The following is a 19,106-nucleotide window of genomic DNA, read 5'->3' as shown; positions in this document are numbered from 1 at the left end:
TGCATGTCCTTGGGGGCGGATGCCCCAAATGGGTGGATGGAAGGCCGTGGCAGCCGCCAGTCAGCCCAACAATTGTGCGCTCTTCAAAAGAAATTGTGCACAATCCATGCAGGAAGCCAAATCCGTGCCAACCCGCGGGTGCGGGTGTCGCGGAGAAAAGAGGGAAAGCGCTACGCGCGCAGCCGGCGCGCCGGTTCCGCCTCGTGCAGGTAGGCCGTGAAGGTGTCGCGCGGCGACGAACCCGTGTGGCGCGTAAGGATCTCCCCGACCTCGCCACGGTGGTAGCCGCCATGCGCGATCACGTGGCCCAGCATCTCCTCGCGCGACATGCGGCCGGCCGAGCCATCGGTGAAGTCGAAGGCGAGGGGGGCAGCCAGCTCGTCGTCGCCGATCGCCTGCACGTGCGCGAGGAACCAGCGGTCGTTGTCGCGCACCGCCTGCAGCAGGTGGCCCGGTGCGAGCCGCTCGGGCGAATGGGTGCCGCCGTAGCCGTGGGGCCGGCCCTCGAGATGGGCCCTGAAGATGCCGTCGACCGCATGGGCGTGGTCGAGGGTGGCCCAGGCCGCCTCGAGGTCGTCGTCGGGCAGCCGGCCCCGCGCGGCCAGCAGGCCGGCGAACAGGCCCTCGTCGGCCCAGGCCTTGTAGCGGAACATCGAGGTCAGCAGCGTGCGTGCGCTCATCGGGGGTCTCCTGGCGAGGCGCCGCGGCGCGGCGCGCTTCGGGGCAGGATGATCCCCGGCGCCTCTGGCGCGGTCCAATGAAATGCAGCCGCCCCACTGATAAGAGCCCCGCATCAATGCAGGGACTGGCCGGGCGGCCGATTGCGCGGGCGCGGCTTCATGGGCACGATGCTTGCGGATGCACCGGCGTACGGCCGATCCGCATCCTCCACCTCCAAGGCAGCGCCGATGTCCTTCCTGTGGCCCGGTTACCTCTGGTTCCTGCTGGCGCTCGCGCCGCTGCCGCTGGCCTATGCCTGGCTGCTGCGGCGCCGTGGCCGGCTGGCCCTGCGCTACGGCCGGCTGCAGACCGAGGGCGCCGCGACGCTGCGGCGCGGCTGGCGCCGGCACCTGCCGCCCGCGCTGTTCCTGCTGGCCTGCGCCGGCCTGCTGTTCGCCGCGGCGCGGCCGGTGGCGCGCGTGCCGCTGCCGTGGGCGCGCACCTCGATCATGCTGGCGATGGACGTCTCGCTGAGCATGCGCGTGAGCGACGTCAAGCCGACCCGGCTCGAGGCCGCGCAGGCGGCGGCCAAGTCCTTCCTGCGCGAGCTGCCGCGGCGCATCGAGGTCGGCCTCGTCACCTTCGCCGGCAGCAGCCAGGTCGCGCAGCGCGCCACGCTCGACCGCGACGCGCTCGCGGCCAGCATCGACGCCTTCCAGATGCAGATGGGCACCGCGGTCGGCGACGCGATCGTGCTGTGCCTGGCCGAGCTGTTCCCGCAGGACAACATCAGTCTCGGCGAGATGACCTTCGGCGGCAGCGCGCCGCGCGGGCGCAGCCTGGACGACAAGGCGAAGCCGCCGCCGCGCCAGATCACGCCGGTGGCGCCCGGCTCCTACGACGCCGCCGCGATCATCCTGCTGAGCGACGGCCGCCGCACCACCGGCATCGACACGCTCGAGGCCGCGAAGATGGCGGCCGACCGCGGCGTGCGCGTCTACGTGATCGGCATGGGCACCCTAGACGGCGACATCGCCGCGCCCGACGGCATGGCGATCTACATGAAGCTCGACGAGCCCACCTTGCGCGAGGTGGCGCGCATGACCGGCGGCGAGTACCACCATGCCGGCACCGCCGAGGCGCTGCACGGCGTCTACGAGAAGCTCGGCTCGCGCGTGCAGGTGCAGCCGCGCGAGAACGAGCTCTCGGGCCTGCTGGCGCTGCTGTCGGCGCTGCTCGCGATCACGGGCGCGGGGCTGTCGGTGCTGTGGTTCGGGCGCATCGTCTGAGCCGCGGTTTGCCGCTCCCGCGCGGCGGCGCCACAATCTCGGCTGCACCCGCCGGCCCCCCGGCCGCGATGTCGCATCACCGGTCGACTCCTTCATGCAGCATTCCCCATCCCCCTTGCGAACGCGCCCCATCGGCGCCGGCCAGCTGCGTGCCTTCGAGGTCGTGGCGCGACACCTGAACTTCCGCGCCGCGGCCGAGGAGATGTCGCTCACGCAGCCGGCCGTGAGCCGCCAGATCCAGGCGCTCGAGGAGGAGGTGGGCGTGCGACTCTTCCTGCGCCACACGCGCGCGGTCGAGCTCACGAGTGCCGGCGCCCAGCTGCTGCTCGCGGTGCAGCAGGCGCTGCCGCGCATCGACGCCACCATCCGGCAGATCCGCCAGAGCGCATCGCGCAAGAGCGTGGCGCTGACCACCTTCGCGTCGTTCGCCTCGATGTGGCTGATCCCGCGCCTCGAGGCCTTCCAGCGCGACCATCCCGACATCGACATCCGCATCGACGCCTCCGACGCGGTGATCGACCTCGAGGTCAGCGACATCGACCTCGCGCTGCGCTACGGCCGCGCCGAGCACATGCCCGAGGGCGCGGTGCGGCTGTTCGGCGAGCATCTCACGCCGGTGGCCAGCCCCTGGCTCATCAAGAGCAGCCCGCCGATCGAGAAACCCGAGGACCTCGCGCGCTTCACGCTGATCGAGGTCGGCGACGCGCACCCGAGCTATGTCGAGTGGCTGGTCTGGCGCCGCTGGTTCGAATCGAACGGCCTGGCCCGGATCCAGCCGCGCCGCTGGCTCTACTTCAACTACGACTACCAGATGGCGCAGGCCGCGCTGACCGGCCAGGGCGTGGTGCTCGCGCGCAGCCCGTTGATCGCCGAGAGCCTGGCCAACGGCGACCTGGTCGAGGTGCTGCCGCGCCAGCGCATGGATTCGCCGATGGCCTACTGGCTCGTGAGCGGCCCGCGCAACGAAGGCCGACCCGAGCTCGAGGCCTTCGGCACCTGGCTGCAGCAGCAGGCGGTGCTCACGCGCGCGGCGATCGGCGATGCGGTCGACGACGAGGCGCCGGTGGCCCGGCGCCAAAACGCCGCATGAGCGCCGCGTGAGCGATGGGCGAGGGAGTGTCTACGTCGAGCTGGCGCCGCTCGCGGCGCACCGCGCGCTGCTCGACCACCTGTTCATCCTCGTCGACGACGGCACCCTGACCGCGCCGGGCCGGCACCGCTTCGCGACGCCGTTCTCCGAGATCCGCTACCTGCGGCGGCCGGACGACGATCCGCCGTGGCAGGCGTCCTGGTCGCGGCCCGTGGCCGACGCGCGGCCCCGGCAACGCGCGCTCGCGGGCATGGTGGTCGGCTTTCGCGCGCATGCGCAGCCGTCGCCCGGCGCGCTGCCGGAGCTCGGGCCGATCGACATCGACGGATCGCTCGACGCGGCGGCCCATGCGCTCGACGCCCTCGCGGCGGACCTGTGCCCGTGCCTCGGCGGGGCGCCGCCCGCGGCCGCGGTGTCGCAACGCACGCTGCGGCGCCGCTTCGAGGCCAGTGTCGGCCTGGGCCCGAAGGCCTGGCAGGCGCTGCACCGCTTTCGCGGCGCGCTGCTCGATCTCGCGCGCTCGCCGGCCAGCCTCGCCGACACGGCGCAGGCGCGCGGCTATGCCGACCAGTCGCACATGTCGGCCGACTTCCAGCGCCGCGCCGGCACCTCGCCCGGTCGCTTCGCCGCGCGCTCGCGCGCCGAGGCCGGCGGCGATGTTGGCCGATTCTTCCAAGACCCGGCGCTGCGACAACGGGTACACACCCTGGTTTCCACGTGATGAACGGAGCGATTCCATGGTGCGAGAGACGATCGACCCCGCCGATGCGCAACGGGTGAGGGCCAGCTTCGAGCGGCAGAACGCGATGCGCGCGCTCGGCATCGAACTGGTGGAGGTGCGGCCCGGCGAGGTCGAGCTGGCGATGCCGGCCTCCGAGCGACTGACCCAGCAGCACGGCTTCCTGCATGCCGGCATCGTCGCCACCGGGCTCGACAGCGCCTGCGGCTACGCGGCCTTCTCGCTGATGCCGCCCGAGGCGGCCGTGCTCACGATCGAGTTCAAGATCAACCTGCTGGCCCCGGCCGCCGGCGAACGCTTCGTGTTCCGCGCCGGCGTGACCAAGGCGGGCCGCACGATCAGCGTGAGCGACGGCCGCGCCTATGCGCTGCGCGAGGGGAAGGAGTCGTTGATCGCGACCATGACGGCCACGCTGATGGCGGTGGTGGGGCGCGAGGACATCCGGCACTGACGGGCTGCCGCGACCGCCGGCGCGGCGGGTGGGTCGAATGCTGCCGCCCGTTCAGAAGCTGAACGTTCAGGAGTTGTTCGGTGGCCGCGCGCAGACGGCCCGAGAGGCGCCAAAAGGCCCTGAAAAGCCCTGAAACCACCGCTTTCAGCGCGCAAAGCACGAGGTATTGCGTTGGCACGGCGCTTGCCATGTCGTGTGCATGACCTCCACCACAGCCACCCCCGAAACACCCGGCGCACTTGGCGCCGATCCCGACGGACGGCCCGCGCTTCGCGAGGGCGCGACCGGCAGCGCCACGCTCGTCGTCGCACCGACACACCTGGCCAGCGCCTTCGCCGAAGAAAGCGGCGAGGCCTATCCGCGGGTGCTTGCCACGCCGGCCCTGGTCGGCCTGCTCGAGCGCGCCTGCGCGGCGATCCTCGTGCCCGCCCTGCGCACGGGCGAGATGTCGGTCGGCCACCGGGTCCAGCTCGTGCATGGCGCGCCCACGGCGCCCGGCCAGGTGGTCCGCGCGAAGGCGACCCTGCTGCGCCGCGAGAAACGCCTCTACGTGTTCGAGGTCGAGGCGCGCGACGACGCGGGCGTCGTGGCCACGGGCGAGCATTCGCGCGCGATCGTGCCGGCCGCCGCGGTCGAAGCCACGGCGCTGCGCCGCGCGAACGGCGCCGCGGAGGCCGCGCGATGAGCACCGCCGCGATGCTGCATCCCGAGGTCGAGACGCTCTCGCCCGCCACCCTGCGCTCGCTGCAGGAAGCACGCTGGACCGAGCAGTGGCGCTACGTGCGCACCCGCTCGGTGTTCTACCGGCGCAAGCTGTCGGGTTGGCTCGACCGCGCGCTCACCCTCGACGAGCTGCAGGAACTGCCGCTGACCGAGAAGGACGAGCTGCGCCTGAGCCAGGAGGCCGACTATCCGTTCGGCGACTACGTGGCCTGCGCCGAGGGGCGCGTGGTGCGGCTGCACCGCACCTCGGGCACCACGGGCCGGCCGCTGATCCTCGCCAACTCGCGCCGCGACGCCGAGATCGTGGCCGAGGTCGGCGGCCGCTCGATGTGGGCCTCGGGCCTGCGGCCCAGCGACCGCGTGGTGCATTGCCTCAACTACTGCATGTGGACCGGCGGTTTCACCGACCACACGACGCTCGAGGCGGCCGGCGCCACCGTGCTGCCCTTCGGCGTGGGCAACACGCGGCAGCTGATCGATGCCATCCTCGACCTGAAGATCACGGCGATCTCGTGCACGCCGTCCTACCCGGCGCTGCTCGAGAGCGTGCTGCGCCAGCACTATCCGGGGCTGCAGCCGGCCGACCTGGGGTTGAAGCTGGGCCTGTTCGGCGGCGAAGCGGGGCTCGACAACGCCGAGTTCCGCGCGCAGATGGAGGCGCGCTGGGGCTTCAAGGTGCGCAACGCGAACTTCGGCCTGTCGGAGGTGATGAGCATCCTCGGCGGCCAGACCGACTGGACCACCGACCTGCTGTTCCACGCCGGCGACGTGGTGTTCGCCGAGATCCTCGACCCCGCCACCCTGCAGCGGCTGCCGATCCGCGAGGGCACGGTCGGCGAACTGGTCTGCACCCACCTGCGCAAGGAGTGCCAGCCGCTGGTGCGCTACCGCACGCGCGACGTGGTGACGGTCACCGGCACCGAGCCCGGCCCCGACGGCCGCACCGCCTGGCGCTTCCGCGTCAGCGGGCGCACCGACGACATGTTCAACGTGCGCGGCATCAACGTGTTTCCGAGCGCGGTGCGCGCGGCGATCGAGTCGCTGCCCGCGCTGAGCTCGGGGCACTTCCGCATCGTGCTGCGCGGGCCCGGCCCCTACGACCGCGTCGAGCTGCGGGCCGAAGCGGCCGCGGGGCTCGCGCCGGCCGACTGGGACGCGGCCGCGCGCCGCCTGGAGATCGCGGTGCGCGAGCGCGCGGGCGCCACTGCGCTGGTGGAGATGGTGCCGTTCGAGTTCTACGAACGCACCGACGGCAAGACCCAGTGGGTCGAGAAGCAGTGAAGACCGGCCCGAGACCAACGAACGAACGAGCAAAGGATTTTTCGCCATGGACTACGTCACTCTCGAAACCAGCGACGGCATCGCGCACGTGCGGCTGCAGCGGCCCGAGCGCCTCAACGCCATCAGCGCCGTGGTGCTCGACGACCTGCACGAGGCGCTGCGCGAGGCGCAGTCCTCGGCCGACGTGCGCGCGATCGTGTTCTCGGGCGCGGGCCGGGCCTTCTGCGCCGGCGACGACCTCAAGGAGTTCGGCGAGCAGACGCGCACGCCGGCCTCGATCCGCCATCACATCGAGCGCATCCAGACCATCACGCGCGACCTGATGTTCGGCGGCAAGCCGGTGATCGGCGCGATCCACGGCTTCGCGGTCGGCGGCGGCTTCGAATGGCTGCTGAACTGCGACCTGGTGGTGGCTTCCGAGGACCTGGTGTGCTTCTTCCCGGAGATGGACTGGGGCCAGTTCGTGACGGGCGGCGTGACCTGGCTGCTGCCGCAGGCCGTGGGCCACCAGCGCGCGATGGAGCTCTGGCTGCTGGGCGAGCGCCAGTCGGCCGCCGACCTGCTGCGCCTCGGGCTCGCGAACTGGGTGGTGCCGCCCGAGCGGGTGCTGGCGCGCGCCTTCGAGGTGGCGGCGGTGGTGGCTTCGAAGTCGCAGGGCTCGGTGTCGCGGCTCAAGCGCGTGGTGACGATGCAGGCGCAGTCGAACCTCGCGGTGGCGCTCGAGCTCGAGCAGGAGGCCACCGTGGCCGCCTTCGCCACGCCCGACGCCGCCGAGCGCGTGCTCAAGTTCGGGCGTCGCGCCTGAACGGGGAGACCGCGATGAACGTCCGGGCCATCACCTTCGACTACTTCGGAACCCTGGTCGACGTCGACCGCGGCGGCATGGCCGGCATCGAGGCCGTGCTGGCCGAAGCCGGCCTGCGCACCGAGCGGCCGCTGTTCGAGCTCTACCTCGACTGGGACATCCGCAACGTGCAGCGCTACCGCGGCGGGCGCTGGCGCCCCTATCGCCAGGTGGCGCGCGAGGCGCTGCGCGAGACGCTCGAGGCCATCGAGCCCGGCGTCACCGCGCGGCTCGACATCGACCTGCTCAACGAGCTCTACCTCGGTCACCTGGTCGAGTCGGCACCGCCGCATCCCGAGGTCGAGGCCATCCTGCAACGGCTGGCCGAGCGCTTTCCGCTGATGCCCATCACCAACATGGACAGCGACCTGTGGCAGCGCAGCCAGCTCGTGCGTTTCTTCGACCAGGTCACCACGGCCGAGATGGCGCGGGCCTACAAGCCCTCGGAATCGATCTTCAGGCTCGCGCTCGACCGCCTCGCGGTGCCGGCGGAGTCGGTGCTGCATTGCTCGCTGGCGAGCTGGGCCGACATCGACGGCGCCAAGCCGCTGGGCATGCAGGTGGCCTGGATCAACCGCGGCGCCGAGCGGCTGAGCGTCTGGCAGCCACGGCCCGACCACGAGTTCCCCACCCTCGAGGGCGTGCTCGCCCTCCTGGACTAGTCCGGTTTCCTTCATCCATTTCGAGGTACAGAACCATGCGCCGTCTTCTGCTTGTTGCTGCTTCCCTGGGCCTGTGGGCCTCACTCCTGCCCGCCAGCGCGCAGGACTTGGTCGTCAAGATCGGCCATGCCGGCCCGCTCAGCGGTCCGCAGGCCAACGCGGGCCGCGACAACGAACGCGGCGTGAAGCTCGCCATCGCCGATCTCAACGCGCAGGACTTCCGCATCGGCGGCAGGCGCGCGCGCTTTGAGCTGGTCTCGGAGGACGACCAGGGCGATCCGCGCACCGGCACCCAGGTGGCGCAGAAGATGGTCGACAGCGGCGTGCGCGCGGTCATCGGGCACTACAACTCGGGCGTCTCGATTCCCGCTTCGCGCATCTACAGCCAGGAGGACATCCCGATGATCACCGGCGCGTCCTCGAACCCGCAACTCACGCGCCAGGGCTTCGCGAGCATCTTCCGGCTCGCGGCCAACGACAACGTGATGGGCGCGGCCATGGCCGAGTTCGCCGCCGCGCGCGGCCTGCGCAAGGTGGCGGTGATCGACGACCGCACCGCCTACGGCACCGGCGTGGCCGACATCTTCGTGCAGACCGCCAAGGGCCTGGGCCTCGAGGTGGTGGGGCGCGAGTTCACCAGCGACAAGGCCACCGACTTCACCGCCATCCTGACCAAGTTCAAGGGGCTCGCGCCCGAGGCGGTGTTCCTCGGCGGCTACTACGCGCAGGGCGCGGGCGTCGCGCGCCAGATGCGCCAGCTCGACATCAACGCGCTGCTGCTCGGCGGCGACGGCATCTGCACGGCCGAGGTGGTGCCGCTGGGCGGCAAGCTGCTCGAAGGCCGCTACTTCTGCGCGCAGAGCGGGCGCCCGCTCGACAGCCTGCCGGGCGGCCCGGCCTTCCGCGAGCGCTTCACCAAGACCTTCGACGCGCCGATCGACGCCTATGCGCCGGCCTTCTACGTGGCGACGCTGGTGGTCGCGCGCGCGATGCAGCAGGCCGGCAGCGACGAGCCGAAGAAGGTCACGGCCGCGCTGAAGACGCTGAAGATGGAGTCGATGCTCGGCCCGGTGCAGTTCGATGCCACCGGCGAGTGGCTCAAGGCGCCGGTCACGGCCTACCAGATCGCCGGCGGCAAGCTGGTGCCGGTCGAGCGCAAGCCGTGAGCGCGCGTGTGCCGAGGGATGGCACCAGCGTTCCGCCGCCCGCGCTTCCTTGGCAGAATCGGCGCGACCGGTCGGCCGCGGCGTTCTCGCCGCGCGCGCCGGGCTGACGAGGACAAGGAACGCGATGACGCCGATGCTCGACGAGGTCTGGGACGTGCTGGTCGAGCGGGCGGTTGCCCAGGGCCACGGCGCGCTGCTGTTCGGCGCGGGGCGCGTGCTGCGGCGCGCCTGGACCGCGCCCGGCATCGAGGCTTCGGCGCTGATGGCCGCGCTGCCGGCCGAGGGCGCGGCGCTGGCGCCGTACCTGCCGGTGGTGCAGCCCCAGGGCTTTGATCGCCTGCACCTGCGCGCCGCCGACTCGAAGACCGGCGAGGCGCTGTTCGTGGCGCTGCTCGCGCGCCCTGACAGCGCGGACCTCGGCGACGAACTGCGCCTGCTGGCCCACCTGTGGGCCGCGGCGCATTCGGCCGAGCTGGTGGCCGAGCAGCAGGGCGCGCTGCTGCAGGAGCAGTCCGCGATCGTCGAGCACATCACCGACGGCCTGCTGGTGGTCGACCGCGACCTGATGGTCAAGCACATGAATGCCGCGGCCGGCCGCATCCTGAGCCTGCATCCGCGCGAGAGCATCGGCAAGCCCTTCGGCTCGCTGCTCGATTTCGCGCCGATCATCCAGCCGCTGCTGGAAACCGGCGAGGGCTACATCGACCGCGAGCTGATCATCGACTCGCCGCAGCGGCACCTGCACCTGGTCGATACCGCGGTGCCGATCAAGAACGCGGCGGGCCAGGTGGTGTCGATCGTGAATTCGTTTCGCGAGATCCAGCGCGCCCGCCGCATGGCCGACCGCATCGCGGGCAACCATGCGCGCTACAGCTTCGACGACGTGGTGGGCACGGCGCCGCCGCTGGTCGCGGCCGTCGAGGCCGCGCGCAAGGCCGCGCGCGGTTTCGCCAACGTGCTGCTGATCGGCCAGAGCGGCGTCGGCAAGGAGGTCTTCGCCCAGGCCATCCACAACGCCAGCGCGCGCGCCGCGGGGCCCTTCATCGCGATCAACTGCGCCGCGCTCCCGCGCGACCTGATCGAGAGCGAGCTGTTCGGCTATGCGCCCGGCAGCTTCACCGGCGCCACGCGCGAGGGCCGGCCCGGCAAGTTCGAGGCGGCCAGCAGCGGCACCATCTTCCTCGACGAGATCTCCGAGCTGCCGATCGACGTGCAGGCCAAGCTGCTGCGCGTGCTGCAGGAGCGCGAGGTGGTGCGCGTGGGCGACACGCGCAGCATCCCGATCGACGTGCGCGTGATCTCGGCCAGCAACCGCGACCTGCAGGCCATGATCGAGCGGCGTGAGTTCCGCGAGGACCTCTACTACCGCTGCCACGTGATCGGCATCGAGCTGCCCTCGCTGCGCGAGCGGCCCGAGGACGTGCCGGTGCTGGTGCACCACTTCCTGCGCAAGTACGCGCAACTGCTGCGCAAGAACGTGTTCCGCGTCTCGCCGGCCCTGATGCAGCGGCTGGTCGCGCATCCGTGGCCCGGCAACGTGCGCGAGCTCGAGAACACCGTCGAGCGGCTGGTGAACATGACCGATGCCGAGACCGCCTGCGTCGACGACCTGCCCGCATGGTTCTCCGGCGGCCAGAAGCCCGACGCCGCGCCGCCGCCGCCGGTGCACCCGGCCTCCGAGGTGCGCACGCTCGAGGAGGTCGAGAAGGAGGCGATCGCGAATGCGCTGCGTGCCTGTGGCTTCAACGTCACCGAGACCGCGCGCCGGCTCGGCATCGCCAAGCCCACGCTCTACGCGAAGATCCGCGGCTATGGGCTGCGGCTGCAGCGCGGCGGGCGCGGCGCCTTCGATCCCGAGGAGGCGCGGCCGGCCGGGCACTGACCCCGATGGCATCGGCGCGAAGGCGTCCGACACCGGGCGGCTGCCGGCGCGTTGAATGCCCAACAAGGCGCACTTTGCGAATGGCAAATTGCGCATTCCGCCGGATCGGGCAATGCTGCGGCCATGACTACCGAGACCTCCGTCGACCTTCGGGCCTGGATCGGCCGTACCGAGCGCGGGGGCGACGACGTCGGCGCCGCGCCCCTGTCGGCGCTGGCCGCCACGTTCAACCGGGACGACCTCGCCTTCAACCTGGGCAGCGACGTGCCCCCGCTGTGGCACTGGCTGCACTTCATCCCGCTGGCGCGCCAGGACCGGATCGGTGCCGACGGCCACCCGCTGCGCGGCGGCTTCCTGCCGCCGATCGCGCTGCCGCGCCGCATGTGGGCCGGCGGCGAGCTGCAGTTCCACCATCCGCTGCAGGTGGGCGACGAGATCACGCGCCAGTCGCGCATCCTCGATGTGGATGCCAAGGACGGCAAGAGCGGGCCGCTGGTTTTCGTCAAGGTCCGCCACGAGATCTCGAATGCCCGGGGCATCGCCATCACCGAGCAGCAGGACATCGTCTACCGCGGCATGCCGGCCGCGGGCGCGCCCGCCCCGGCGGGAAAGCAGGCGGCCACGGACGAGGACTACCGCGAGACCGTCGTGCCCGACCCGGTGCTGCTGTTCCGCTATTCCGCGCTGACCTTCAACGGCCACCGCATCCACTACGACCGGCCCTATGCTACCGAAGTCGAGGGCTATCCGGGCCTGGTGGTCCATGGCCCGATGGTGGCCACGCTGCTGCTGGGGCTCGCGAGCCGCCAGCAGCCGCAGCGCCGCGTGCGCGGCTTCGCCTTCCGCGCCGTGCATCCCCTGTTCGACACCGCGGCCTTCGAGCTGTGCGGCAAGGCCGAGGCCGACGGTTCGCAGAAACTGTGGGCACGCAACCATGACGGCGCGCTGGCGATGGAAGCCCGCGCCAGTTTTTTCTAACCAGCAAGCAAGCAGCGATCCCATGACGAAGAACGCCGTCGACAAGTACCAAGACATCCGCGATGCCGTGCGCGCCCTCTGCGCCGAGTTTCCCGACGAATACCACCGCAAGATCGACGAGCAGCGCGCCTATCCCGAGGCCTTCGTCGATGCGCTGACCAAGGCCGGCTGGCTCGCGGCGCTGATCCCCGCCGAGTATGGCGGCTCGGGCCTGGGCCTGACCGAGGCCTCGGTGATCATGGAGGAGATCAACCGCTCGGGCGGCAACTCCGGCGCCTGCCACGGCCAGATGTACAACATGGGCACGCTGCTACGCCACGGCTCGGAGCAGCAGAAGCAGCTCTACCTGCCCAAGATCGCCTCGGGCGAATGGCGCCTGCAGTCCATGGGCGTGACCGAGCCCACGACCGGCACCGACACCACCAAGATCAAGACCACCGCCGTGAAGAAGGGCGACCGCTACGTCATCAACGGCCAGAAGGTCTGGATCTCGCGCGTACAGCACTCCGACTGGATGATCCTGCTGGCGCGCACCACGCCGCTGGCCGAGGTCAAGAAGAAGTCCGAGGGCATGTCGATCTTCCTGGTCGACCTGCGCGCGGCCGAGAAGAGCGGGATGACGGTGCGGCCGATCCCGAACATGGTGAATCACGAGACCAACGAGCTGTTCTTCGAGAACCTCGAGATCCCGGCCGAGAACCTGATCGGCGAGGAAGGCCAGGGCTTCAAGTACATCCTCGACGGGCTCAATGCCGAGCGCACGCTGATCGCGGCCGAATGCATCGGCGACGGCTACTGGTTCATCGACCGCGTGACCAAGTACGTCAACGAGCGCGTGGTGTTCGGCCGCCCGATCGGCCAGAACCAGGGCGTGCAGTTCCCGATCGCCGACGCCTATATCGAGGTCGAGGCCGCCAACCTCATGCGCTTCAAGGCCTGCGAGCTGTTCGACGCGCACCAGCCCTGCGGCGCGCAGGCCAACATGGCGAAGTACCTGGCGGCCAAGGCGAGCTGGGAAGCGGCCAACACCTGCCTGCAGTTCCATGGCGGCTTCGGCTTCGCGAACGAATACGACATCGAGCGCAAGTTCCGCGAGACGCGCCTCTACCAGGTCGCGCCGATCTCCACCAACCTGATCTACGCGTACGTGGCGGAGCACCTGCTCGGCCTGCCGCGTTCCTTCTGAGCGCCATGGCACGCAGCTCCAGCAGGCGCCCGCTCGAAGGCATCACCGTCGTCACGCTCGAGCACGCGGTCGCGGCGCCCTTCGCCACGCGCCAGCTCGCGGACATGGGCGCGCGGGTCATCAAGATCGAGCGCCCGGGCGCCGGCGATTTCGCGCGCGCCTACGACCGGCGGGTCCGGGGCGAGGCCTCCTATTTCGTCTGGATCAACCGGTCCAAGGAGAGCATCACCCTCGACGTCAAGCATCCCGAGGCGCGGCAGGTGCTGGCCAGGCTGCTGGGTCAGGCCGACGTGCTGGTGCAGAACCTGGCGCCCGGCGCCGCGGCGCGGCTCGGCCTGTCCGAGGAAGCGCTGCGCCCCACGCACCAGCGACTGATCGTCTGCGACATCTCGGGCTACGGCAGCGCGGGACCGTTCCGCGACAAGAAGGCCTACGACCTGCTGATCCAGGCCGAGGCGGGCCTGCTGTCGGTGACCGGCTCGCCCGAGGAGATGGCGCGCGCCGGCATCTCGGTGGCCGACATCGCCGCCGGCATGTATGCCTACAGCGCGGTGCTGGCCGCGCTGATCCAGCGCGGCATCACCGGCGAGGGCAGCCACATCGACGTGTCGATGCTCGAGTGCCTCGCCGAATGGATGGGCAACCCGCTCTACTACGGCTTCGAGGGCCAGGCGCAGGCCGTGCGCGCGGGCGCCAGCCATCCGAGCATCTATCCCTACGGTCCCTTCACCGCGGGCGACGGCAAGACCGTGCTGTTCGGCCTGCAGAACGAGCGCGAGTGGAAGGCCTTCTGCGAACAGGTGCTCGCGCACCCGGAGCTGGCCACCGACGAGCGCTTCGACGCCAACGCCAAGCGCAGCGCCCACCGGGTGGAACTCAAGCAGCGCATCGAGTCGCTGCTGCAGCCGCTGACGGCGGCCCAGTGCATCGAGCGCCTCGACGCCGCCCACATCGGCAATGCCAGCGTCAACGGCATCGCGGACGTGTGGGCCCATCCCCAGCTGCGCGCCCGCGAGCGCTGGCGCGAGGTGGGTTCGCCGGTCGGGCCGATCCCGGCGCTGAAGCCGCCGGCCGACAACGACCGCTTCGAGCCGCGCATGGACCCGGTTCCCGCGCTGGGCGAGCACACCGACGCCATCCTGCGAGAGCTGGGCTACGGCCGCGAAGACATCGCGCGCCTGCGCGACAGCCAGATCCTCTGAAAGACCATTCGACATGACCACCTCGAGCACCGCCGAGTCCATCCTGGCGCGCTTTGCCGCCGACCTGAAGGCCGAAGACATTCCGCCCGCGGTGCTGCGCCGCGCCGAGGACCTGCTCCTCGACTGGATCGGCTCGGCACTGGCCGGCAAGGGCGCGCGCCCGGTCGAGACCATCACCCGCTTCGCGTCCGCCATGGGCGCGGGCGATGGCCGCAGCGAGATCCTGATCCACCGCACGCGCTCCAGCCCCCTGATGGCCGCGATGGCGAATGCCGCGGCCTCGCACTTCGCCGAGCAGGACGACGTGCACAACGGCTCCGTGTTCCATCCGGCCGCCGTGGTGTTCCCGGTGGCGCTCGCGATCGCCCAGGCGCATGGCCTCAGCGGCGCGCAGCTGCTGACCGCGGCGGTCGCCGGCTACGAGGTCGGCATCCGCGTCGGCGAGTTCCTGGGCCGCTCGCACTACAAGATCTTCCACACCACCGGCACCGCGGGCGCCGTGGCCGCCGCGGTGACGGCCGGCCACCTGCTGGCGCTCACGCCCGACCAGATGTCGCATGCCATCGGTTCCGCGGGCACCCAGGCCTCGGGCCTGTGGGAGTTCCTGCGCGACGCCGCCGATTCGAAGCAGCTGCACACGGCGCACGCGGCCGGCGCCGGCCTCACGGCCGCCTACCTGGCCAAGGACGACTTCACGGGCGCGCGGCGCATTCTGACCGGCGCGCAGGGCATGGCCGCGGGCATGTCGAGCGACGCCGATCCGGCGCGGCTCACGGACGGCCTCGGCACACGCTGGGCGCTGGCCGAGACCTCGTTCAAGTTCCACGCCTCGTGCCGCCACACGCACCCCGCGGCCGATGCACTGCAGCAGATCCTGCAGCGCCACCAGCTCGCGGCCGGCGACGTGAAGGCGGTGACGGCGCAGGTGCACCAGGCGGCCATCGACGTCCTCGGCCCGGTCACCGATCCGCAGACCGTGCACCAGTCGAAGTTCTCGATGGGCACCGTGCTCGGCCTGGTGGCCGTGCATGGCCGCGCGGGCCTGGCGGAATTCGACGGACACTTCAAGGACGCCGCGGTCTCGGCCTTCCACGACAAGGTCAGCATGGTCCTCGATGCCGAGGTGGACCGGGCCTATCCAGCGCGATGGATCGGCAAGGTGCATGTTGATACCATCGACGGACGCCGCCTCGAGGGCCGTGTCGACGAGCCCAAGGGCGATCCCGGCAACACCCTCGAGCGCCATGAACTGGAAGAGAAGGCGACGCGCCTGGCCCTCTACCGCGACGGCGCCACGGCCGCCGAGATGCAGAGCGTCATCGGCTGGGCCTGGTCGCTGATGTCGGTGGCGCGCGTCGGCATCCTGCTGGAGCCGGTCGCTTCCCGATGAGCTCGCGGGCCGGGGCGGCGGGCGGGGGGCAACGTCGGAAAGCAAGATGATCCATTTCGATTTGGTAGACCTGCGGCTGTTCCTGGCCATCGCCGAGGCCAACAGCCTCACGCGCGGCGCCGAGGCCACGTTCATGTCGGTCTCGGCGGCGAGCATCCGCGTCAAGAACCTCGAGGAGAGCGTGGGCACCAAGCTGCTGTACCGCAGCAGCCAGGGCGTGACCCTCTCGCCGCCGGGCCAGGCGCTGGCCTATCACGCGCGCCTGGTGGTCGGCCAGCTCGAACACCTGCGCAACGACCTGCAGGAGTACGCCAGCGGCATCAAGGGCCATCTGCGCGTGTTCGCGAGCACGACGGCCATCACCGACTTCCTGCCGGCCGTGATGAGCCGCTACCTCATCACCCATCCCGACGTGAACGTCGACCTGCGCGAGCGCGGCAGCGGCGACATCGTGCGCGCGGTGTCCGACGGCCACACCGACATCGGCATCGTCTCGGGGCGCGTGCGCACCGAGGGGCTCGAGGTCGTGCCCTATCGCGAGGACCGGCTGGTGCTGGTGGTGCCCGATGGCCATGCGCTGGCGGCCCGCTCGCCGGTGCCCTTCGCCGAGACCCTCGAGTACGAGCACGTGGTGCTCAACGAGGGCACGGCGATCCATTCGTTCCTGAACCAGATCGCGCGCGACATGAACCGCGTGCTCAAGCCGCGCATCCAGGTCGGCAACTTCGAGGCCTGCTGCAAGATGACCGAATCGAACGTCGGCATCAGCATCATGCCGGGCACTTCGGCCGAGCGTTACCGGCAGTACATGGCGGTCCAGGTCGTCCAGCTCGAGGACGACTGGGCCCTGCGCAACCTGCAGATCTGCTTTCGCAGCCTCGAAGCCTTGCCGGGCTTCGCGCGCGACCTGGTCGAGCTGCTGAAGGCCGACGCGCTGTCGGCCAGGCGCGCATCGGACGCCTAGATTCCGTTCGCGAGTTCGGGCACGGCCGTGAACAGGTCGGCCACGAGGCCGTAGTCGGCCACCGAGAAGATCGGTGCTTCCTCGTCCTTGTTGATCGCCACGATCACCTTGGAGTCCTTCATGCCGGCCAGATGCTGGATCGCGCCCGAGATGCCCGCGGCGATGTACAGCTGCGGCGCGACGATCTTGCCGGTCTGGCCCACTTGCCAGTCGTTCGGCGCGTAGCCCGCGTCGACGGCTGCGCGGCTGGCACCGAGACCGGCGTTGAGCTTGTCGGCCAGCGGGGCCATCACTTCGGTGAACTTCTCGGCGCTGCCCAGCGCGCGGCCACCCGAGACGATGATCTTGGCGGCCGTCAGTTCGGGGCGCTCGCTCTTCGTGACCTCGCGGCCCACGAAGCTGCTCTTGCCGCTGTCGGCCACGCCTTCGGCGGTTTCGATCGCTGCGCTGCCACCGGTGGCGGCTGCGGCGTCGAAGCCGGTGGTGCGAACGGTGATCACCTTGGTGGCATCGCTGCTCTGCACGGTGGCGATCGCGTTGCCCGCGTAGATCGGACGTTCGAAGGTGTCGGGGCTGTCGACCTTGGTGATGTCGCTGATCTGCGCGACGTCGAGCTTGGCCGCCACGCGCGGCGCGACGTTCTTGCCGTTGGCGGTCGAGGGGAACAGGATGTGGCTGTAGTTGCCGGCGATCGCAAGGACTTGCGCCGCGACGTTCTCGGCCAGGTTCTCGGCGAGGCTAGGGCTGTCGGCCGCGATGACCTTGGTGACGCCAGCGATCTGGGCCGCGGCCTTGGCGGCTTCGGCCGCGTTGGCGCCGGCCACGAGCACGTGGACGTCGCCACCGCAGGCGAACGCGGCGGTCACGGTGTTGAGGGTGGCCGGCTTGATGCTGGCGTGGTCGTGTTCGGCAATGACGAGTGCGGTCATGTTCGTTGTCTTCCTCAGATCACTTTGGCTTCGTTCTTCAGCTTGTCCACCAGGGTCGCCACGTCGGGCACCTTGATGCCGGCACCGCGCTTCGGCGGTTCCGAGACCTTGAGGGTCTTCAGGCGCGGCTTGACGTCCACGCCGAGGTCCTCGGGCTTGAAGGTGTCGAGCTGCTTCTTCTTGGCCTTCATGATGTTGGGCAGCGTCACGTAGCGCGGCTCGTTGAGGCGCAGGTCGGTCGTGATGACGGCCGGCAGCGTGAGCGAGACGGTCTCGAGGCCGCCGTCGACTTCGCGCGTGACGTTGGCCTTGTCACCGGCGACTTCGACCTTCGAGGCGAAGGTGGCTTGCGGCAGGTCGGCCAGCGCGGCCAGCATCTGGCCAGTCTGGTTGGCATCGTCGTCGATGGCCTGCTTTCCGAGGATGATGAGCGAGGGCTGTTCCTTGTCGACCAGCGCCTTGAGCAGCTTGGCCACGGCCAGCGGCTGCAGCTCTTCCGAGGTCTCGACCAGGATGCCGCGGTCGGCGCCGATGGCCATCGCGGTGCGCAGGGTTTCCTGCGACTTGGCGTCGCCGCACGAGACGGCGATGACCTCGGTCACCACGCCCTTCTCCTTCAGGCGCACGGCCTCTTCGACGGCGATCTCGTCGAAGGGGTTCATGCTCATCTTGACGTTGGCGATGTCCACGCCCGTGCCGTCGCTCTTGACGCGCACCTTCACGTTGTAGTCGACGACCCGCTTGACCGCGACGAAGGCCTTCATGCCTGCGCTCCCGCCGTGCCGGCCAGCTTCAATGCGCGTTCGCCGGCTTCCTGCACGATCGCCTGGGCACGCATCATCACGGGGCGGTCCACCATCTTGCCGTCCACCGCGACGGCGGCACCCGCCGACCGCGCGGCCGCCTCGAGCACGCGGCGCGCCCAGGCGAGTTCCTCGGCGGTGGCGCAGAAGGACGCGTTCACCGCGCCCACCTGCTTCGGATGGATGCACAGCTTGGCGCCGAAGCCGAGCCGCCGCGAGCGCAGCGTGTCGGCCGTGAGCGCGGCCTGGTCGTCGATCGAGGTGCTGACGCCGTCGATCGGCGCGCCCAGCCGGGCCAGGCGCGAGGCCATCACCAGTTGCGCGCGGTAGGGCAGCAGCTCGAGCTCGTCGCCCGAGATGCCCAGATCGAGCTGGAAGTCGATCGAGCCGAACACCAGCCGCTGCACGCCCTGCGCCCGCGCGATGGTGTGGACGTTGTGCAGGCCGGCGGCGGTCTCGATCATCGGAAACACCGCCGTGCCCGCGCCGATGCACGACACGCTGAACACCTCGTCGATGCGCTCCGTCTTCGGCAGCATGATCCCGGCCACGCCGGGCAGGCGGGCCAGCGCCAGGTCGTCCTTGAACCACGGCGTGTCGGCTGCGTTGATGCGGACGATCACGCGATGGTGGGCCGCCAGCCAGGCGGCCACGGAATGGCGCGCCTCGGTCTTGTTCTCGGGAGGCACCGCGTCCTCGAGGTCGATGACGACGGCATCGGCGCCGCAGGCCAGCGCCTTGTCGAAGCGGTCGGGACGGTTCGCGGGCACGAAGAGGAAGGAGCGTTGGGACAGTGTCATGGTTTCGCGAGTGAGTTCGCCATGAAGGATGCCCAGCGCGTACGCACCGCGCAATTTGCGGTTCCAC

Annotated in this window: 19 protein-coding genes; 15 read left to right on the top strand and 4 right to left on the bottom strand. The window is 70.5% G+C overall.

The features are described from left to right. Positions 1-170: 170 nt before the first annotated feature. Entirely contained in the window at positions 171-680 is a 510-nt protein-coding gene (locus INQ48_32615) for a DinB family protein (protein QRF62297.1), read from the bottom strand. 228 nt (positions 681-908) lie between these two features. On the opposite strand from INQ48_32615, the gene INQ48_32610 reads away from it, so the two are divergent. The 15 genes from INQ48_32610 (at position 909) to INQ48_32540 (ending at position 16,507) form a co-directional block, all read left to right on the top strand. Then, positions 909-1,949: a VWA domain-containing protein gene (locus INQ48_32610; protein QRF62296.1), complete on the top strand. Its 1,041-nt coding sequence runs from the start codon at positions 909-911 to the stop codon at positions 1,947-1,949. 94 nt (positions 1,950-2,043) lie between these two features. Next, entirely contained in the window at positions 2,044-3,039 is a 996-nt protein-coding gene (locus INQ48_32605) for a LysR family transcriptional regulator (GenBank protein QRF62295.1), read from the top strand. A gap of 7 nt (positions 3,040-3,046) precedes the next feature. Then, positions 3,047-3,760, top strand: a complete 714-nt coding sequence (locus INQ48_32600) for a helix-turn-helix transcriptional regulator (protein ID QRF62294.1) — start codon at positions 3,047-3,049, stop codon at positions 3,758-3,760. A 16-nt stretch (positions 3,761-3,776) separates the two neighbouring features. Further along, positions 3,777-4,229, top strand: a complete 453-nt coding sequence (locus tag INQ48_32595) for a PaaI family thioesterase (protein ID QRF62293.1) — start codon at positions 3,777-3,779, stop codon at positions 4,227-4,229. A 199-nt stretch (positions 4,230-4,428) separates the two neighbouring features. Beyond that, positions 4,429-4,914, top strand: coding sequence for a thioesterase (locus INQ48_32590; GenBank protein ID QRF62292.1), 486 nt, complete (start codon positions 4,429-4,431; stop codon positions 4,912-4,914). Then, positions 4,911-6,233 carry an AMP-binding protein gene (locus INQ48_32585; protein ID QRF62291.1) on the top strand — a complete coding sequence of 441 codons (1,323 nt, stop codon included), beginning with the start codon at positions 4,911-4,913 and terminating at the stop codon, positions 6,231-6,233. Before INQ48_32590 ends, INQ48_32585 begins: the two co-directional genes overlap by 4 nt. Before the next feature lie 46 nt (positions 6,234-6,279). After that, complete coding sequence (locus tag INQ48_32580; protein ID QRF62290.1) at positions 6,280-7,038, top strand: enoyl-CoA hydratase/isomerase family protein; 759 nt, start codon at positions 6,280-6,282, stop codon at positions 7,036-7,038. Positions 7,039-7,052: 14 nt separating this feature from the next. Continuing rightward, positions 7,053-7,739: an HAD hydrolase-like protein gene (locus INQ48_32575; protein ID QRF62289.1), complete on the top strand. Its 687-nt coding sequence runs from the start codon at positions 7,053-7,055 to the stop codon at positions 7,737-7,739. Between the two features lie 35 nt (positions 7,740-7,774). After that, the gene (locus tag INQ48_32570) at positions 7,775-8,905 is read left to right on the top strand and encodes a branched-chain amino acid ABC transporter substrate-binding protein (GenBank protein ID QRF62288.1); all 1,131 of its coding nucleotides are present in this window, start codon (positions 7,775-7,777) and stop codon (positions 8,903-8,905) included. 124 nt (positions 8,906-9,029) lie between these two features. Continuing rightward, positions 9,030-10,787, top strand: coding sequence for a sigma 54-interacting transcriptional regulator (locus INQ48_32565; GenBank protein ID QRF62287.1), 1,758 nt, complete (start codon positions 9,030-9,032; stop codon positions 10,785-10,787). 123 nt (positions 10,788-10,910) lie between these two features. Beyond that, complete coding sequence (locus INQ48_32560; protein ID QRF62286.1) at positions 10,911-11,765, top strand: MaoC family dehydratase N-terminal domain-containing protein; 855 nt, start codon at positions 10,911-10,913, stop codon at positions 11,763-11,765. 22 nt (positions 11,766-11,787) lie between these two features. Further along, positions 11,788-12,951: an acyl-CoA/acyl-ACP dehydrogenase gene (locus INQ48_32555; GenBank protein ID QRF62285.1), complete on the top strand. Its 1,164-nt coding sequence runs from the start codon at positions 11,788-11,790 to the stop codon at positions 12,949-12,951. A gap of 5 nt (positions 12,952-12,956) precedes the next feature. After that, the gene (locus INQ48_32550) at positions 12,957-14,153 is read left to right on the top strand and encodes a CoA transferase (protein ID QRF62284.1); all 1,197 of its coding nucleotides are present in this window, start codon (positions 12,957-12,959) and stop codon (positions 14,151-14,153) included. Between the two features lie 13 nt (positions 14,154-14,166). Continuing rightward, positions 14,167-15,543, top strand: coding sequence for an MmgE/PrpD family protein (locus tag INQ48_32545; GenBank protein QRF62283.1), 1,377 nt, complete (start codon positions 14,167-14,169; stop codon positions 15,541-15,543). A 46-nt stretch (positions 15,544-15,589) separates the two neighbouring features. Further along, a complete protein-coding gene (locus tag INQ48_32540; GenBank protein QRF62282.1) occupies positions 15,590-16,507 on the top strand; it encodes a LysR family transcriptional regulator in 918 nt (305 codons plus the stop codon). On the opposite strand, the gene INQ48_32535 is transcribed toward INQ48_32540, so the two are convergent. Genes INQ48_32535 through INQ48_32525 form a run of 3 tightly spaced genes read right to left on the bottom strand, consistent with a single transcriptional unit; the run spans position 16,504 to position 19,039 of the window. Beyond that, complete coding sequence (locus tag INQ48_32535; protein ID QRF62281.1) at positions 16,504-17,436, bottom strand: electron transfer flavoprotein subunit alpha/FixB family protein; 933 nt, start codon at positions 17,434-17,436, stop codon at positions 16,504-16,506. The two genes, INQ48_32540 and INQ48_32535, sit on opposite strands and share 4 nt — an antisense overlap. Before the next feature lie 14 nt (positions 17,437-17,450). Next, positions 17,451-18,200, bottom strand: coding sequence for an electron transfer flavoprotein subunit beta/FixA family protein (locus INQ48_32530; protein ID QRF62280.1), 750 nt, complete (start codon positions 18,198-18,200; stop codon positions 17,451-17,453). Further along, on the bottom strand, positions 18,197-19,039 hold the full coding sequence (locus INQ48_32525; protein ID QRF62279.1) for a CoA ester lyase: 843 nt from the start codon (positions 19,037-19,039) through the stop codon (positions 18,197-18,199). Before INQ48_32525 ends, INQ48_32530 begins: the two co-directional genes overlap by 4 nt. Between the last annotated feature and the right edge of the window lie 67 nt (positions 19,040-19,106).

The organism is Variovorax paradoxus, assembly GCA_016806145.1.
GTDB lineage: Bacteria > Pseudomonadota > Gammaproteobacteria > Burkholderiales > Burkholderiaceae_C > Variovorax.
This window is presented reverse-complemented; position numbering and strand designations above follow the sequence as displayed.

Bases quoted from the DNA above. Each gene is read 5' to 3' on its own strand.
- INQ48_32615 (QRF62297.1), bottom strand. From the start codon at position 680: ATGAGCGCACGCACGCTGCTGACCTCGATGTTCCGCTACAAGGCCTGG.
- INQ48_32610 (QRF62296.1), top strand. From the start codon at position 909: ATGTCCTTCCTGTGGCCCGGTTACCTCTGGTTCCTGCTGGCGCTCGCG.
- INQ48_32605 (QRF62295.1), top strand. From the start codon at position 2,044: ATGCAGCATTCCCCATCCCCCTTGCGAACGCGCCCCATCGGCGCCGGC.
- INQ48_32595 (QRF62293.1), top strand. From the start codon at position 3,777: ATGGTGCGAGAGACGATCGACCCCGCCGATGCGCAACGGGTGAGGGCC.
- INQ48_32590 (QRF62292.1), top strand. From the start codon at position 4,429: ATGACCTCCACCACAGCCACCCCCGAAACACCCGGCGCACTTGGCGCC.
- INQ48_32585 (QRF62291.1), top strand. From the start codon at position 4,911: ATGAGCACCGCCGCGATGCTGCATCCCGAGGTCGAGACGCTCTCGCCC.
- INQ48_32580 (QRF62290.1), top strand. From the start codon at position 6,280: ATGGACTACGTCACTCTCGAAACCAGCGACGGCATCGCGCACGTGCGG.
- INQ48_32575 (QRF62289.1), top strand. From the start codon at position 7,053: ATGAACGTCCGGGCCATCACCTTCGACTACTTCGGAACCCTGGTCGAC.
- INQ48_32570 (QRF62288.1), top strand. From the start codon at position 7,775: ATGCGCCGTCTTCTGCTTGTTGCTGCTTCCCTGGGCCTGTGGGCCTCA.
- INQ48_32565 (QRF62287.1), top strand. From the start codon at position 9,030: ATGACGCCGATGCTCGACGAGGTCTGGGACGTGCTGGTCGAGCGGGCG.
- INQ48_32560 (QRF62286.1), top strand. From the start codon at position 10,911: ATGACTACCGAGACCTCCGTCGACCTTCGGGCCTGGATCGGCCGTACC.
- INQ48_32555 (QRF62285.1), top strand. From the start codon at position 11,788: ATGACGAAGAACGCCGTCGACAAGTACCAAGACATCCGCGATGCCGTG.
- INQ48_32550 (QRF62284.1), top strand. From the start codon at position 12,957: ATGGCACGCAGCTCCAGCAGGCGCCCGCTCGAAGGCATCACCGTCGTC.
- INQ48_32545 (QRF62283.1), top strand. From the start codon at position 14,167: ATGACCACCTCGAGCACCGCCGAGTCCATCCTGGCGCGCTTTGCCGCC.
- INQ48_32540 (QRF62282.1), top strand. From the start codon at position 15,590: ATGATCCATTTCGATTTGGTAGACCTGCGGCTGTTCCTGGCCATCGCC.
- INQ48_32535 (QRF62281.1), bottom strand. From the start codon at position 17,436: ATGACCGCACTCGTCATTGCCGAACACGACCACGCCAGCATCAAGCCG.
- INQ48_32530 (QRF62280.1), bottom strand. From the start codon at position 18,200: ATGAAGGCCTTCGTCGCGGTCAAGCGGGTCGTCGACTACAACGTGAAG.
- INQ48_32525 (QRF62279.1), bottom strand. From the start codon at position 19,039: ATGACACTGTCCCAACGCTCCTTCCTCTTCGTGCCCGCGAACCGTCCC.